This is a genomic window from Marinomonas spartinae, from assembly GCF_016461715.1.
Taxonomy (GTDB): Bacteria; Pseudomonadota; Gammaproteobacteria; order Pseudomonadales; family Marinomonadaceae; genus Marinomonas; species Marinomonas spartinae_A.
This window is the reverse complement of sequence record NZ_JAEMUI010000024.1, coordinates 1-13964: the sequence shown is the minus strand read 5'-3', so window position 1 is coordinate 13964 and position 13964 is coordinate 1. Positions and strand designations below refer to the sequence as shown.

15 protein-coding genes and 4 tRNA genes are annotated in these 13964 nt (G+C 44.2%); 2 read left to right on the top strand and 17 right to left on the bottom strand.

The window, feature by feature from the left end; translation table 11 throughout:
* Positions 1–147 precede the first annotated feature (147 nt).
* The 14 genes from rplL to JHD45_RS18485 form a co-directional block, all read right to left on the bottom strand.
* Positions 148–522 carry a 50S ribosomal protein L7/L12 gene (rplL, locus tag JHD45_RS18550; protein ID WP_199477985.1) on the bottom strand — a complete coding sequence of 125 codons (375 nt, stop codon included), beginning with the start codon at positions 520–522 and terminating at the stop codon, positions 148–150.
* Positions 523–603: 81 nt separating this feature from the next.
* Positions 604–1104, bottom strand: a complete 501-nt coding sequence (rplJ, locus tag JHD45_RS18545; RefSeq protein ID WP_199477984.1) for a 50S ribosomal protein L10 — start codon at positions 1102–1104, stop codon at positions 604–606.
* Positions 1105–1327: 223 nt separating this feature from the next.
* Positions 1328–2023: a 50S ribosomal protein L1 gene (rplA, locus tag JHD45_RS18540; RefSeq protein WP_199477983.1), complete on the bottom strand. Its 696-nt coding sequence runs from the start codon at positions 2021–2023 to the stop codon at positions 1328–1330.
* Positions 2023–2457, bottom strand: coding sequence for a 50S ribosomal protein L11 (gene rplK / locus JHD45_RS18535; RefSeq protein ID WP_199477982.1), 435 nt, complete (start codon positions 2455–2457; stop codon positions 2023–2025). Before rplK ends, rplA begins: the two co-directional genes overlap by 1 nt.
* Before the next feature lie 49 nt (positions 2458–2506).
* Positions 2507–3040 carry a transcription termination/antitermination protein NusG gene (gene nusG, locus JHD45_RS18530; protein WP_067020180.1) on the bottom strand — a complete coding sequence of 178 codons (534 nt, stop codon included), beginning with the start codon at positions 3038–3040 and terminating at the stop codon, positions 2507–2509.
* A 9-nt stretch (positions 3041–3049) separates the two neighbouring features.
* The gene (secE, locus tag JHD45_RS18525) at positions 3050–3418 is read right to left on the bottom strand and encodes a preprotein translocase subunit SecE (protein ID WP_199477981.1); all 369 of its coding nucleotides are present in this window, start codon (positions 3416–3418) and stop codon (positions 3050–3052) included.
* A 40-nt stretch (positions 3419–3458) separates the two neighbouring features.
* Positions 3459–3534 (bottom strand) — tRNA-Trp (locus tag JHD45_RS18520).
* 115 nt (positions 3535–3649) lie between these two features.
* Positions 3650–3725 (bottom strand) — tRNA-Thr (locus JHD45_RS18515).
* A 4-nt stretch (positions 3726–3729) separates the two neighbouring features.
* Positions 3730–3804, bottom strand: a tRNA-Gly gene (locus tag JHD45_RS18510).
* Positions 3805–3807: 3 nt separating this feature from the next.
* Positions 3808–3891: transfer RNA gene (locus JHD45_RS18505), tRNA-Tyr, on the bottom strand.
* Positions 3892–3965: 74 nt separating this feature from the next.
* Positions 3966–4679, bottom strand: coding sequence for an SPOR domain-containing protein (locus tag JHD45_RS18500; RefSeq protein WP_199477980.1), 714 nt, complete (start codon positions 4677–4679; stop codon positions 3966–3968).
* A complete protein-coding gene (locus tag JHD45_RS18495; protein ID WP_199477979.1) occupies positions 4676–5410 on the bottom strand; it encodes a type III pantothenate kinase in 735 nt (244 codons plus the stop codon). The genes JHD45_RS18500 and JHD45_RS18495 overlap by 4 nt, the downstream gene beginning before the upstream one ends.
* A complete protein-coding gene (locus tag JHD45_RS18490) occupies positions 5394–6350 on the bottom strand; it encodes a biotin--[acetyl-CoA-carboxylase] ligase (RefSeq protein ID WP_199477978.1) in 957 nt (318 codons plus the stop codon). The genes JHD45_RS18495 and JHD45_RS18490 overlap by 17 nt, the downstream gene beginning before the upstream one ends.
* 25 nt (positions 6351–6375) lie before the next feature.
* Positions 6376–7278 carry a phytanoyl-CoA dioxygenase family protein gene (locus tag JHD45_RS18485; RefSeq protein ID WP_233407933.1) on the bottom strand — a complete coding sequence of 301 codons (903 nt, stop codon included), beginning with the start codon at positions 7276–7278 and terminating at the stop codon, positions 6376–6378.
* A 126-nt stretch (positions 7279–7404) separates the two neighbouring features.
* Between JHD45_RS18485 and JHD45_RS18480 the strand changes: the two genes are divergently transcribed.
* Positions 7405–7863: a GNAT family N-acetyltransferase gene (locus JHD45_RS18480; protein WP_199477977.1), complete on the top strand. Its 459-nt coding sequence runs from the start codon at positions 7405–7407 to the stop codon at positions 7861–7863.
* Positions 7864–7939: 76 nt separating this feature from the next.
* Here JHD45_RS18480 and JHD45_RS18475 read toward each other — a convergent pair whose 3' ends face one another.
* A complete protein-coding gene (locus tag JHD45_RS18475; RefSeq protein WP_199477976.1) occupies positions 7940–9652 on the bottom strand; it encodes a glucan biosynthesis protein in 1713 nt (570 codons plus the stop codon).
* Between the two features lie 342 nt (positions 9653–9994).
* Here JHD45_RS18475 and JHD45_RS18470 point away from each other — a divergent pair, with 342 nt between their 5' ends.
* Positions 9995–11236, top strand: coding sequence for a uracil-xanthine permease family protein (locus JHD45_RS18470; protein WP_199477975.1), 1242 nt, complete (start codon positions 9995–9997; stop codon positions 11234–11236).
* Positions 11237–11316: 80 nt separating this feature from the next.
* On the opposite strand, the gene JHD45_RS18465 is transcribed toward JHD45_RS18470, so the two are convergent.
* Together JHD45_RS18465 and JHD45_RS18460 are read right to left on the bottom strand one after the other, a co-directional pair.
* Positions 11317–11799 (bottom strand): GNAT family N-acetyltransferase, encoded by a 483-nt coding sequence (locus tag JHD45_RS18465; RefSeq protein ID WP_199477974.1) that lies wholly within the window; start codon positions 11797–11799, stop codon positions 11317–11319.
* Positions 11800–11885: 86 nt separating this feature from the next.
* Positions 11886–12983, bottom strand: a complete 1098-nt coding sequence (locus tag JHD45_RS18460; RefSeq protein ID WP_199477973.1) for a GGDEF domain-containing protein — start codon at positions 12981–12983, stop codon at positions 11886–11888.
* Positions 12984–13964: the final 981 nt, after the last annotated feature.

Genomic DNA, 13964 nt, shown 5'->3' with positions numbered 1-13964 from the left:
AATCAGGCCTTACCATATATGGGAGCATTATCTCCCATTTGAAAATTCTTTTGGTTTTATTTGAGTTTATAGAAACCCAAAAAGGCCGGTGACAATACGTCACCAGCCATTTCGACTATAGGTCGAAATCTGGAAATACAAGTATCATTACTTGATTTCGACAGATGCACCAGCCTCTTCAAGAGCAGCTTTAAGTGCGTCAGCGTCTTCTTTAGAAACGCCTTCTTTAACAGTCGCTGGAGCGCCGTCAACCATGCCTTTCGCTTCTTTCAAGCCAAGACCAGTTGCCGCACGAACCGCTTTGATTACGTTAACTTTCTTATCGCCTGCAGCAGTCAAAATAACGTCAAATTCAGTTTGAGCTTCAGCAGCTGCGCCAGCATCACCAGCAGCAGGACCTGCAACAGCAGCAACCGCTGCAGTTACACCGAATTTTTCTTCCATTGCTGAAATTAGTTCAACAACATCCATTACAGACATTTCTGCTACTGCATTGATGATATCTTCTTTAGTTAGAGCCATGACTCAGATTCCTAGCATTCTTTATAATCACCCGTAGGTGATAAAACAAAATATTTATCAAGAAGGGTACGATAAACCGTATTACGCCGCTTCTTGCTCTTTTTGGTCGCGAATTGCTGCAAGAGTACGAGCAAGTTTGCTTGTTGCACCCTGCATTACACTCATAAGCTTCGCAATAGCTTCATCGTATGTAGGCAATGTTGCCAAACGATCAATGTCGCCAGCTGGGATCAACTCACCGTTGAACGCCAATGCCTTTACTTCAAACTTATCATTCGCTTTCGCAAAAGTTTTCAACAAACGAGCCGCCGCACCTGGGTGTTCGTTTGAGAAAGCAATCAACGTAGGGCCAACAAAGCTCTCAGTTAGACATTCGAAGTCAGTGCCTTCCACTGCACGGCGAGCCAATGTATTACGTACGACACGTACGAAAACACCCGCTTCGCGCGCTTCTTTACGAAGTGCTGTCATGCTGCTCACGGTAACACCGCGAGAATCAGCAACAACCGCAGACAACGCAGTTTTGGCCGCTTCGCTAACTTCGGCGACAATGGCTTTTTTGTCTTCTAGACCTAATGCCACTGGTTTTCTCCTGGATTAGCAGAGAGCAAATTACTCTCTTGTTTTTACCAACTCTCCGATTACTCGAAGTACTTGCTGGTGAGTTAGATCCAGTTTATCTGAATCGGGCCACACCATCTGCGCAGGACCAACATTTTTCAACGTTGTTATTAAACCCTAAGGTTCCTGCGGTCTTTGACGGCCTGCTCAACATAGTATGCAGGCAGACCCCAAAGCGCATGATTTAGAAGCTTAGCGCACCTAAATCAATTTGTAGACCAGGTCCCATTGTAGAAGACAAGGTCACTTTTTTCATATAGACACCTTTAGAAGAAGCAGGCTTAGCACGACGTAGATCAGCTAAAAGCGCTTCCAAGTTGCCTTTGATAGATTCAGCAGCGAAGTCAATAGAGCCAACGCCAGCATGAATGATACCATTTTTATCTGTACGGTAACGAGCTTGACCTGCTTTGGCGTTTTTTACGGCCGTCGCAACGTCAGGTGTTACTGTGCCAACTTTAGGGTTAGGCATTAGACCACGTGGGCCCAAGATCTGACCTAGTTGACCAACGATACGCATTGCATCCGGAGAAGCGATAACAACGTCGAAGTCTAGGTTGCCAGCTTTAACTTGTTCAGCCAAATCTTCAAAACCCACAACGTCTGCACCAGCTTCTTTCGCTGCTTCTGCGTTAGCACCTTGAGTGAACACAGCAACACGAACATCTTTACCAGTACCGTTAGGCAATACAGTAGAACCACGAACAACCTGATCAGATTTACGTGGATCAACGCCTAGGTTAACAGATACGTCGATAGATTCTTTGAACTTCACAGTAGAAAGCTCAGACAAAAGAGCAACCGCCTCTTCTACAGAGTACAATTTTGTTGCGTCTATTTTTTCTGCGATCAAGCGAGCGCGTTTAGTTAGCTTAGCCATTAGTTCACACCCTCAACGTCTAGACCCATAGCGCGAGCGCTACCAGCGATAGTACGAACCGCTGCATCCATATCTGCCGCTGTCAAATCAGCTTGTTTAGCTGTAGCGATCTCTTCTAGTTGAGCACGAGTAACCGTACCCACTTTTTGAGTATTTGGACGAGGAGAACCACTCTTAAGACCTGCTGCTTTCTTAAGAAGAACAGAGGCTGGAGTAGATTTCGTTTCAAATGTAAAACTACGATCACTGTACACAGTGATGATAACAGGTGTTGGAAGACCTGGCTCAATACCTTGAGTTTTGGCATTAAACGCTTTACAGAATTCCATAATATTCACACCGTGTTGACCAAGAGCTGGACCAACTGGTGGACTTGGGTTCGCTTGACCCGCTTTAACTTGTAGCTTGATATAAGCTTGGACTTTCTTAGCCATTTTTAAACTCCAGATGGGTCACCGCCCGAAGGCTACCCGTTCAACAAAATCAGGCTTTTTCAACCTGACTAAACTCCAAATCAACTGGTGTAGATCGCCCAAATATGAGCACCGCCACTTTGATTCGGCTTTTATCATAATCCACTTCTTCAACGACACCGTTAAAGTCAGCAAATGGACCTTCGTTAACACGAACCACCTCGCCCACCTCAAACAAGGTCTTAGGACGAGGTTTATCAGCACCGTCATTAACGCGCTGCAAGATGGCATTAGCTTCACGTTCAGTAATCGGGGACGGCTTATCCGCTGTACCACCAATAAAACCGAGCACTCGACCCGTTCCTTTCACCAAATGCCAAGAGTCATCGTTCATTTCCATTTGAACCAAGACATAACCAGGATAGAATTTTCTTTCGCTCTTGCGCTTTTTGCCATCTCGAATTTCAACCACTTCTTCGGTTGGCACCAAGATGTCACCAAAATAGTCTTCTTGCCCCATAATTTGCACGCGTTCTTTCAGCGAGCGCATTACGTGCTTTTCGTACCCAGAGTACGCTTGAACTACATACCATCGTTTCGTCACGAGCAACTCCTAACCTATTACCGAAGAAACGATCCAACCAAGGAGCGAATCTACCCCCCACAGTACGAGAGACATAAAAAGAACAACCGCCAATACAATTAAGGTCGTTTGAATGGTCTCTTGTCTTGTTGGCCATACTACTCGGCGAATTTCAGTTTTTGCTTCTTTCGCCAATGTGAAAAAAGCCTTTCCTTTCGCCGTTTGTAGCGCAATAAAACCAGCAACACCAGCCAAAACCAAAATAGCGATCAAACGATACAATAGTGACTCAGCAGAAAAATAGTTATTACCAACCACACCGACGGCAATCAGTAACACAACAATCGCCCACTTAAATACGTCTGTGTTAGACGTTTGAGTTTCAGTACTCGATCTCATACTTTCAGGTGATCCCTAATTAAGAAATAGGATACGAAAATGGCAGGCCAAGAGGGACTCGAACCCCCAACAGCCGGTTTTGGAAACCGGTGCTCTACCAATTGAACTATTGGCCTACATCGTATGGGCGGAGGATGATACTCGTATTTGCTTTGTCAAGCAAGAGCATTCGCCCAAAAAACAGACAATAAAAAAGGCGGTTAAACCACCTATCTTTTGTATCGGAAACACTGGAGCTCATGAGCAGACTTGAACTGCCGACCTCACCCTTACCAAGGGTGTGCTCTACCAACTGAGCTACATGAGCAACTTGGAGCGGGTAGCGGGAATCGAACCCGCCTCTTCAGCTTGGAAGGCTGAGGTAATAGCCACTATACCATACCCGCAACTGGTGGAGGGAGGTGGATTCGAACCACCGAAACTTTCGTGGCAGATTTACAATCTGCTCCCTTTGGCCACTCGGGAACCCCTCCACGTACTCTGTGCTTTTGAACAGCACCCCAAAAGGTGGGAGCCATTATATTAATCAGTTTCTGAATTGCAAGCACTAACAAGGATTTTTTTCTATTTTTATCATCATCTTGGTCAAATCGAACTGAGAAAGCAGTTTTTCTAATGCTTCGTTACTAATTGGCTGCTCTATATCAATCTGATGCAAGCTAACCGTGCGAAGGTGTCGGTATATATTCAGCTTGTAATTCAGTTTGCTTTCAATACGCTTACGGGCTTCATCTGCCCCCTCTTGAGAAGAGTATAATCCAAGAGAAATACGATTTTTCATCTCACCACGAGTGATAATAAAACTATCAATAGAGCGGTTATGTAGCACTTTGACAATTTCTCGAGCTTGCTCCTGTGTATCTGGCGCCTCGATGTACAACCAAAACTTAGGCCGCTTACCCATGACCTGTTTTTCACTGTATTTCCAGTTTAGCTTCTTCAGAGCCTGAATAATTTGCGCATCATCCGCACTTTTTTCGACCTCTAGCTGAGGACACACCATCGGATTTGTCTCAGAATTTGCCTTTGCAACTGTCAACGCTTTTTGAAGAGACGCCTCCATCTCTTGTGATTGCTGTTTGGCCTTGGTCATGGCAGCTTGCTCTTCACTGTTTGCAGGCTCCGATAAAAGTCGAATAGAGGTACTTACTGGCGGAGCATACACATGTTCATTCACCTGTGCGGTGTTATGTTTCATCATATGCGCCCACCCAAAAAAAGCGGCATTGACCAAAACAATAATAAAAAACAGCCACTTCATACTTGTTTCCTTATCATTTCATCACCGACGAGCTTTGCTCCTAGCGCAACCAAGTGGGGGTCACATTCTGCCTCTATCCCTAACGTCTTAAGCAATTCTTGTGCATCGCCTCCTGTCACAATCCACCGGTGATCATGATAATTTCCATAGACACGTTCCAAAAAACCCAATGCCATTTGATAACATCCCTCGCCGACAGCTCGGGCCGTGGAGTTTGGCAAACCCTCACCAACTTTGAGTTCACTGGCGTCATAGCGAATTTTTGCGGTATTAGCCAATAAAGCATTTTCCATCATCATCAGACCAGGGACAATATAACCACCGAGGTGCCGAGCTTGCTCATTGACCACATCGACTTTGATTGCTGTTCCGGCATCAACAATGACAATGTTTCCACCATAATGGTGGAAACCCGCGACAACAGTAAGCCAGCGATCAATGCCTAAACGCCAAGGCTCCTCATAAGCACACACCACACCACACGCTTGTGCAGTACTTTCTAGGACTACTAGCTGGCTATTGGGGTAGTAGGCTTGCACTTCCTGTTGTAGTGCCAAACTGGCGTCTTGAGAGCGCACACTGGCAAAATAAATAACTTCAGGAAGAAAGTACCGTTTCGTTAAATGTTCATGATCCCTTACCTGCCACTGGATCTGCCCCTTTTCAAATGCGGTGTACTTGATGCTAGTGTTCCCCACATCGACAACCAGTAACTTAGCGACGACGGACACTGACTTCTCCCCCATGCAATCGTGTGATCACACCATCCTCACCTTCCACCAAAAGCGCACCACTTTCATCAATGCCTTTGGCAATGCCAGTTCGCTGCTGGGATAAAGAGCTAACGGTCACCGCTTGATTATGCAAAACATCGTGGGCTTGCCATAGCGATTGATAGTGTTTCATACCATGTCCATCCTCAAATGCCTTGCAAACCGTCACCAATTCATTCGTCAAATCCGCAAGAATTTGATTTCGGCTAGGCGTCTTAGACAATCGAGAAGCAAGATCCGTCCAAGGTTGGTCGACAGACGACATCACATCGGCCTCCATCGCCACATTAAGCCCTATCCCTATAATAACGTCACATCGATCTTCATCTGCTACCATTTCAAGCAAAATACCACAGACCTTTTGTCCGTCGATTTGCACATCGTTTGGCCATTTTAAACCTGGGTTCGGAATACCTTGTTTTTTGATGGTACGGGCAACCGCCACGCCAACCGCTAAACTTAAGCCTTCCACCACACTCGGCCCATTTTCAAAACGCCAAGCAAAGGACATGGTGATATTTTTCGCCACGCCAGAGGCCCAATGGCGACCACGACGACCACGCCCTTGGGTCTGACGTTCCGCCGCAATCATCAAGGGTAGCGATGTCCCATCGTTTATACGCTGCTTCATATCACCATTGGTCGATGCTGTTTCGAAGACGATCGACACAGGAATACCGCTATCAAGTCCCGCTTCTAAAAGCGCGTCGAGCGACAATAACTCCAATGGCGTCGGCAAACGATAACCGCGCCCTTTTACAGAATGAATTGTTATGCCAATGCCTTCTAATTTTTTTAGTTTTTTCCACACTGCTGCTCGGGTCACGCCAAGCGCTTCCCCTAACGCTTCCCCGGAGTGAAACTTACTATCACTCAATAGGGACAAAATTCGTTGCATTCAGAGACTCCAACTGTCTTCAGAGTTAATGTAAATCAAAGGCTGGAAACGCTCGATTATCTTGTGTTTGCAGCCAATTTTCGGCTGGGTATTGGCACTGCTGATCGATAACATGCAATGCATAAGCGTGACGCGACTGTCCAGAGCGGTTAGCGTAGCTTAAATGGGGAAACTCGCCATTGAGAACCACTAAACTGCCCTTTGGTACAGGCAAAGCAACCAGCTCGTCTTGTTGCCACTGATGCTCTTTTAAGGTCACCATTGTCGTTTCAATACCATTTGGAGAAACGCGTTCAAAGCGTTTTAACAACCCTATTTTGTGTCCGCCTAGAATCCCCCATAGACAGCCATTTTCTAACGTTGCGTCTTCGATAGCAAACCATAATCCAATCACACTCATCGGATCCGTATACAAAAAGGTACTGTCTTGATGGCAGTCAACCTCTCCACCAATGCCTGGCTGCTTAAAAATATACATGGATTGCACCGCCCGTGGCGTTTTCATACCAAGTTGTTCCAATAAGCTCCCCCAGATTGAGGATAGAGAGAACGCTCGAAAAAGATCATCTTGAATATGCAGACCATGACCCGCTTTATTGATAGACAAAGACAAATCTTGTTTCAACTCCCCCTGCTCATCAAAAGCTTCTTCTTCAAAGAAAAACGAAATATTCTCTGAAGAAGCCATAAAATATTCATCGGTATGCCGCGATTGCTCATTAGTGGTAAAGATGGAGCGAACTGAGTTGGGATCAAAACGCGTCAACAATGCCTCCATTCGGACCTTTAAGGCATCGCATATTGCGGGCGGCACCAAGGATTCTAAAACAACGTATCCATCGTCATGATAGCGTTTCACCTGCTCGCCTGTCAGACGAATACGAGGTAGAGCGTTTAACATAGATGTAACCACAGAAGACGAAGACATTTTAATTCCCTATCACAATACTGAGTAAATATACCTTGATCCTAGCAAAGTTCACATAAGAACACCCTATGCTATTATGCCCTCTTATTACATGGCATTAACCATCTAACGCAAGCAAGGATCATCATGTCGTCCTTAATCCCACCTCCCATTCGAGTAGAGTCATTATGGTTTCCCTTGGTGAAAAAGTTTTACCAAGCCCACTACCCTAGTGGCAAACCGAATAAAGCAGATCCAATTTGGGTGATCAAACAGCAAGGGCGGATTTTAAGTGCCGTTCGGTTAAAGCAACTTGATCAGTGCCAGCTCCTCACCGCCATGGTGACCGAACCAGACCATCGTGGTTTGGGTATTGCTCGTCATTTACTTCGCCATCTTCATGATTCCTTGGTAGAGCGCCCATGTTACTGTTTCGCACTCTCACACCTTGAGCATTTTTACCAAGACAATGGTTTTCAAACAATAGAGTCCGCACAACTTCCCGATGAGCTTTCTGGACGATTGACGGCTTATGTCGCCCAAGGACGACCACTCATTGCCATGCGTTATACTTCACAGCATAAGTATGCTGGTAAGCAGAAATAAAAACGCCAGCGATAAAGCTGGCGTTTTTATGGTCTCTATTCAATGGCCGTCTTCCAAAGAAGACACTTCGATGACGTTAATTCAGGTGTCCTGCATTATGCAGTTCACGATTTTTCTTTAATGGCGGGTTCCACTGATAACTCCAAGTTTCAGACATGCGCTTACCATCAAGATCGAGATATACTTGCATATCGATTGGATTATCCGTTGCATCCGGCGGAACCACATCAAACATCACACGGTACTTATCGGAGTGATTGATTGGACGTACAGACTCCAGTTCCACTTTTCCTTTTGACGTATGGATAACCGCTTTTAACTTGCTACCATCACCAATCATGGGTAAATCCCCCCCTGCAAAGTCAATCACAAAACGCTTGCTATAATAGTGACGTTTCTGACCAATCACACCACCAATACCAGTGAAGGTATCTTGCACTCGTGCTTGAGATGAATGCTGTGGTGGATGGCTACCCCAATACATATTGTAGCTGTACAGTAACTCTTGGCCGGGTTTGATTGGCTGTGCAGGATGCCAAAAGGCCACGATATTATCAAAGGTTTCATCCAAGGTTGGAATTTCGACGAGATCCACAGACCCTTTACCCCAGTTGCCTATAGGCTCAATCCATAAGCTTGGGCGTTTCTCATAAAACACCGAGTCGTCTTGGTAATGATCAAAGTTGCGGTCTCGTTGCAGTAAGCCAAACCCTTGCGGATTATCATCACTGTACGCGTTAAAACGAAGGTTTTTCGGGTTCGTCAAAGGACGCCAAATCCATTCGCCGGATCCAGTGTGCATAGCAAGCCCATCTGAATCATGGATTTCTTCACGCCAATCATAATTTGTCCGACGATCGTTCTCACCCACCATGTACATGCTGGTTAACGGAGCGATTCCCAAACGTTCGATCGATTTACGTGGGTAAATTGCTGCATCCACTCTCATCTTTAATGGTTCACCTGGAGTGATATCAAAGCGATAGGCTCCAGACACACTTTTAGATTCCATTAGAGCGTATACCGTCACAGTACTAGAGCCAGGCTTTGGTTTTTCTAACCAATAGTTAGTAAAGACTGGGAACTCTTCGGGCTGATCCAACGCCGTATCAACGGCCAAACCACGTGCAGATAAACCATACTGCATTTCACTGCCAACAGCACGGAAATAACTGGCACCAAGAAAAGCGACAACATCACGCTTCCAGTCAGTCGCAAATTGCATACGAAAGCCAGCAAAACCAAGGTCTTTTGATAGCTTCTTCGCGTCAATGCCTGATTTACCATAATCGAACATGGAAGGTGAATAATCGATCGGTATGACTTTACCATCCTTGATTTCATTCATATGGACAGGCGTGTCAAATCCACGACCTAAATGGAAAAACTCCGTATGGAATAGCGACCCTTTTGTCTTCCATAGCGCCGCACTGTCTTTATAACGAATCTGCTGATAAGCATTCCAACTCAAGTCTTTCAGGCTACTTGGCACCTCACCTTGATGATTATGATAAGGCTCACTAGACAAATGGCGTGCATAGCCTTTTAGCCATGCGTAGCTAAACGCTTCATTTCCGGGAGGATTCACGGGGTTGGAAGAAACCACCGAATTAGCGTCTGATGTTACTTCAGGGGTTGACGCATAAGTGGTCACACTCACCAACAAACTGACAGCCAATAACACCCGACTTGCCAAGCGTTGATAAGGCCTTTGTGAAAAAAAACTTGCCGAGACAAACGTCGGAGATTCTGACATTTTTGTGGTTTTATCAATACAATTGAATGGCATGGTTAGACTCTTAATTTCCTATAAAGATAATTCATTCTATCGATTTAAGAATCACTCGTATATGAGCCTTCAGGTAAACAATTAACATTTTGTCGCCTTTTACTTTGCCAAAATGTCAGCTTTTTCTATACAAATGTCAGGTTTGTATCCAGCTGTAAACTCAAACAACCGCATCCCTGTTTGAGATGCTTTTTAGCACTAAAATACCCAATTAAAATGAGTGGTGAATAAAAACTTTCGATTCTATTGATATTGTCAACAAACAATCGAACCATCGCTGGTACTCGTTTGCACAACCTTATAGAATCCCGCTGACTGAAAAATACTATCAAGGACTGTTACATGAAGAATGTCATTTTAGGCGTACAAATGCTCTTTGTTGCATTTGGTGCTTTAGTCTTAGTGCCATTATTAACAGGGCTCGATCCTAGCGTTGCATTATTTGGCGCTGGTATGGGAACCTTACTCTTTCAAATAGTAACACGTCGTACGGTACCTATTTTCCTAGCGTCATCCTTTGCTTTCATTGCTCCCATTATGTATGGCACGCAAACGTGGGGGATCGCTTCCACTATGGGGGGATTAGTTGCCGCCGGATTTGTTTACGTCATCTTAGGCGTCTTCATCAAACTAAAAGGCGCTGGATTTATTCATCGTTTATTACCTCCTGTCGTCATCGGCCCTATTATTATGGTGATTGGTTTAGGGTTAGCCGAAAGCGCCGTTCATATGGCGATGGGAAAAAGTGGTGATGGCTCAACACAATTAGTGAATAGCGATGTTTCAATTTGGATCTCACTAGCTTCTTTGCTCACCACGATTTTTATCAGTGTCTTTAGTAAAGGGCTGTTTAAACTCCTACCTATTTTTGGAGGTATTCTCATAGGCTACTCATTAAGTCTTGCCTTAGGAATTGTTCACTTTGATAATGTTAGCAAAGCAGCTTGGTTTGCTATTCCTCATTTTACGATGCCGGAATTCAACATCAACGCAATCTTATTTATGCTACCCGTCGCTATCGCTCCCGCAGTGGAACACGTCGGCGATATTCTGTCCATCTCCAACGTCACAGGTAAAGATTATCTTAAAAAACCGGGGCTACACCGAACCATTACCGGAGATGGCATTGCCACTATGGCCGCCGCCATGGTTGGCGCACCACCTAATACAACTTATAGTGAAGTCACCGGTGCCGTCATGCTAACCAAAGCCTTCAATCCAGTTATCATGACGTGGGCCGCGATCGCCGCGATCGTTCTCGCATGGGTTGGCAAATTAGGCGCCTTACTACAAACTATTCCAGTCCCCGTGATGGGCGGCATTATGATTCTACTATTTGGGTCTATTGCTGCGGTGGGTTTAAACACCTTAATCAAGAATCAAGTAGACCTTCACAAGTCCCGCAACTTGGTTATCGTAGGCGTTACCTTAGTCTTTGGCATTGGCGGTATGGCATTCGGTGTGGGGGGATTTAGCTTACAAGGCATTAGTCTATGCGGCATCGTAGCTATTTTACTAAACCTTATTTTACCAAAAGATATTGGCGACACTCGCTTTGTAGATAATGCGCAAATGGAAGAATAGCCTTTAAATAGAGCGGTTAATTGAAAAAAACGGCTTCATACGGAGCCGTTTTTGTTAACGTTATAAGATATTCATCCTCTCTAGGACTGGGCTAAATGCAGTAGTGCCTCTCCAGTTAATCGGTAACCTACCCATTCATCTTGTGACTGCGCTCCAATGGATCGATAAAACTGAATCGCAGGTTCATTCCAGTCTAATACACTCCACTCAAATCGACCACATCCTTTACTAACCGCTATTTGAGCGAGATGCTTCAAAAGCGCTTTACCAGCACCGGAACCACGTGATTCAGCTGAGACATACAAATCCTCTAAGTACAAACCATGCTTTGCAAGCCAAGTAGAATAGTTGAAAAAATAGACAGCAAACCCAACTGGAACATTGTCAATTGAGCAGATAATGGCTTTTGTTGTTGAATCCGTACCGAAAAGAGAAGACTCAATAGACTCTCGTGTTGCTAATACTTCATTTGCCGCTTTTTCGTAATGTGCAAGCTCTTTAATAAAACGTAAGATCAAGGCGGAATCACTTGGATCTGCATCGCGAATTGTTATCCCAGACATTTATTCTTCCTTTTATATTATTCATCGTATTGAGTTAATGTCGAACAAGTAAGTATTTAAACCATCAGCATTAAAACTCAGTTTCCTTAGGATACAGCCAAGTCAACTTCAGTATTGTCCGATTCTTTGTCCTTTATAATGTGATCAACCACCGTATTTCGTCCTGCCTTTTTGGCTGCATACAAATGTTGGTCTGCAAGGTAAAAAATTTCTGAAAGATCCTTATCCTGTTGGGAATAGCCTACCCCTACACTCACTGTCACGCTAATCTCACCGACGACCAATTTACTTACAGTTTCACGTAACAGGTTTGCATAGTCAAACATCTCTTTTCGACTTTGATTCACCGCATAAACAATAAACTCTTCACCGCCCCAACGACCAATAATATCTTTAGAATGAATTTTTCGACTCAGTAGTGAAGCAATATTTGTTAAAACCTCATCACCTTTTAAATGGCCATAACGGTCGTTTACTTCTTTAAAATGGTCTATGTCCAACAAAAAAATAGCAAAGTCTTGCTGCCCTAAATGAAACTCTGGTTCCAATTCTTGTGTCACCTTTTCTAACCCACGACGATTGAGTATTCGAGTCAATGGGTCGATATAGGCATAATGCTCCAACATAGACACCTGTTGCTGCGCTTTGTCTTTACTCGACCGTAACTGAATCACCGTCCACAACAAAACAATGTACACAACATGCGCCACTGCAATATTCATCACCACCCCAAGAGTATCCTCAATGGAATAATGCTGAATCAACACAACAAAATGTCCAATAACGGTCACACTAAACGCCAATATGGTCATCAAAATCGCTTTACGAACTTCAAGAAACAAATAAGCAATCACATAATTTAGCCCTAACCACTGGGCTGCATTGGAAAATATCCCATTAGTCGCCATATGATGCCAAATACTCGAAGCGATTAGATAACCAGCGACAACGGAATAGGTAGTAAGATGCAAATACTGATCCGGCACTTTTTTCGTCGTTGCTAGAAGATATACGACACTAAAACTTGATATACAAATGGGATAAGCAAACGCATCAAAAGAAGCGATGATGCCGCTGTTATAGTCAATAAGCCAAATCACCGAAAAACAGACAATGGCGAGTAAAAGCAAACGTCGAAAGACGACGTGACTCAAAATAGAAGGGTCAGAAGATGTGTTACTCATGTGTCAGCCATAATTATTTGTTACTTATAGAGCTTTCACGATTCGTCAGTAGCATCGTAAGACGACAAAAATATGACACATGCAAAGCTCACTACATGCAGCTCACATCCTTGAACTAGTATAAATAAGACGTAATATGAAAAGATACAGGATGATATTCAAGCTTTTACTCATATATCATTAAGCCATCATAGTATAAATATAATCCCCTTTTGGGAAGTGATATATGATATTGAAAACGCTCAATCCCCACTAATAACGGATATTGAGATGATATTTTATCAGGCACACTGGATAATATAACGCTAACCTAATCAGTATTAGCGTCATATTTCTACTAACATCACACAGACACATTGAGCTCGTGAGACAAGCGCAAGCGAATACAGAAGATAATCTGCAAAATGCTGAGAGAGTCTGACAGAATAAGAACTTTCAATGAATAAACGGCGTATGAGATCCATTAACCTAACGCTCTATCTTTGAAAAGATCTATTCAGATCAACCGTCACCTTGCTATTGGATTCACGCAGACGCGTTGAGCCTGCGAAACAGGCGCTGGCGAATATAGTGTCAAGGTCGTCAGCAAAATGATGAGAGCGCCTGAAAAAGTGAACACTTATGATGAGTAAAAGGTAGCTAGAATTCCTTGATCTAACGCTCAACCTTTGAAAAGATTAACTTAGATCAATCGTCACCTTGCTATGGGATTCGCGCCGACGCGTTGAGCCTGCGAAACAGGCGCAGCGAATACAATGGCAAGGTGGCAATTTGCAAAGGCGGTAGTGAGAATGCCCTAACGGATCTGAGTTTAATTTTTAGGGTGGTTGACTCCCCTTTTTATTTTTTAGATTTTCTGCAGCCGAAAAAAAGCCCCAACAGCATAAGCTATCAGGGCCTTCTTAAATGAAAGCTTGACGACGACCTCACGGATCTAACGCTATGCGTTATCCTGCTTCGCAGCGCCTCCGGCGTCTTTGG

What these genes read in the sequence shown, in the direction of transcription:
- rplA (WP_199477983.1), bottom strand. Translation starts at nt 2,023, where the DNA reads ATGGCTAAGCTAACTAAACGCGCTCGCTTGATCGCAGAAAAAATAGAC.
- JHD45_RS18480 (WP_199477977.1), top strand. Translation starts at nt 7,405, where the DNA reads ATGTCGTCCTTAATCCCACCTCCCATTCGAGTAGAGTCATTATGGTTT.
- JHD45_RS18465 (WP_199477974.1), bottom strand. Translation starts at nt 11,799, where the DNA reads ATGTCTGGGATAACAATTCGCGATGCAGATCCAAGTGATTCCGCCTTG.
- rplK (WP_199477982.1), bottom strand. Translation starts at nt 2,457, where the DNA reads ATGGCTAAGAAAGTCCAAGCTTATATCAAGCTACAAGTTAAAGCGGGT.
- JHD45_RS18490 (WP_199477978.1), bottom strand. Translation starts at nt 6,350, where the DNA reads ATGCAACGAATTTTGTCCCTATTGAGTGATAGTAAGTTTCACTCCGGG.
- JHD45_RS18485 (WP_233407933.1), bottom strand. Translation starts at nt 7,278, where the DNA reads ATGTCTTCGTCTTCTGTGGTTACATCTATGTTAAACGCTCTACCTCGT.
- secE (WP_199477981.1), bottom strand. Translation starts at nt 3,418, where the DNA reads ATGAGATCGAGTACTGAAACTCAAACGTCTAACACAGACGTATTTAAG.
- JHD45_RS18470 (WP_199477975.1), top strand. Translation starts at nt 9,995, where the DNA reads ATGAAGAATGTCATTTTAGGCGTACAAATGCTCTTTGTTGCATTTGGT.
- rplL (WP_199477985.1), bottom strand. Translation starts at nt 522, where the DNA reads ATGGCTCTAACTAAAGAAGATATCATCAATGCAGTAGCAGAAATGTCT.
- JHD45_RS18460 (WP_199477973.1), bottom strand. Translation starts at nt 12,983, where the DNA reads ATGAGTAACACATCTTCTGACCCTTCTATTTTGAGTCACGTCGTCTTT.
- JHD45_RS18500 (WP_199477980.1), bottom strand. Translation starts at nt 4,679, where the DNA reads ATGAAGTGGCTGTTTTTTATTATTGTTTTGGTCAATGCCGCTTTTTTT.
- JHD45_RS18475 (WP_199477976.1), bottom strand. Translation starts at nt 9,652, where the DNA reads ATGCCATTCAATTGTATTGATAAAACCACAAAAATGTCAGAATCTCCG.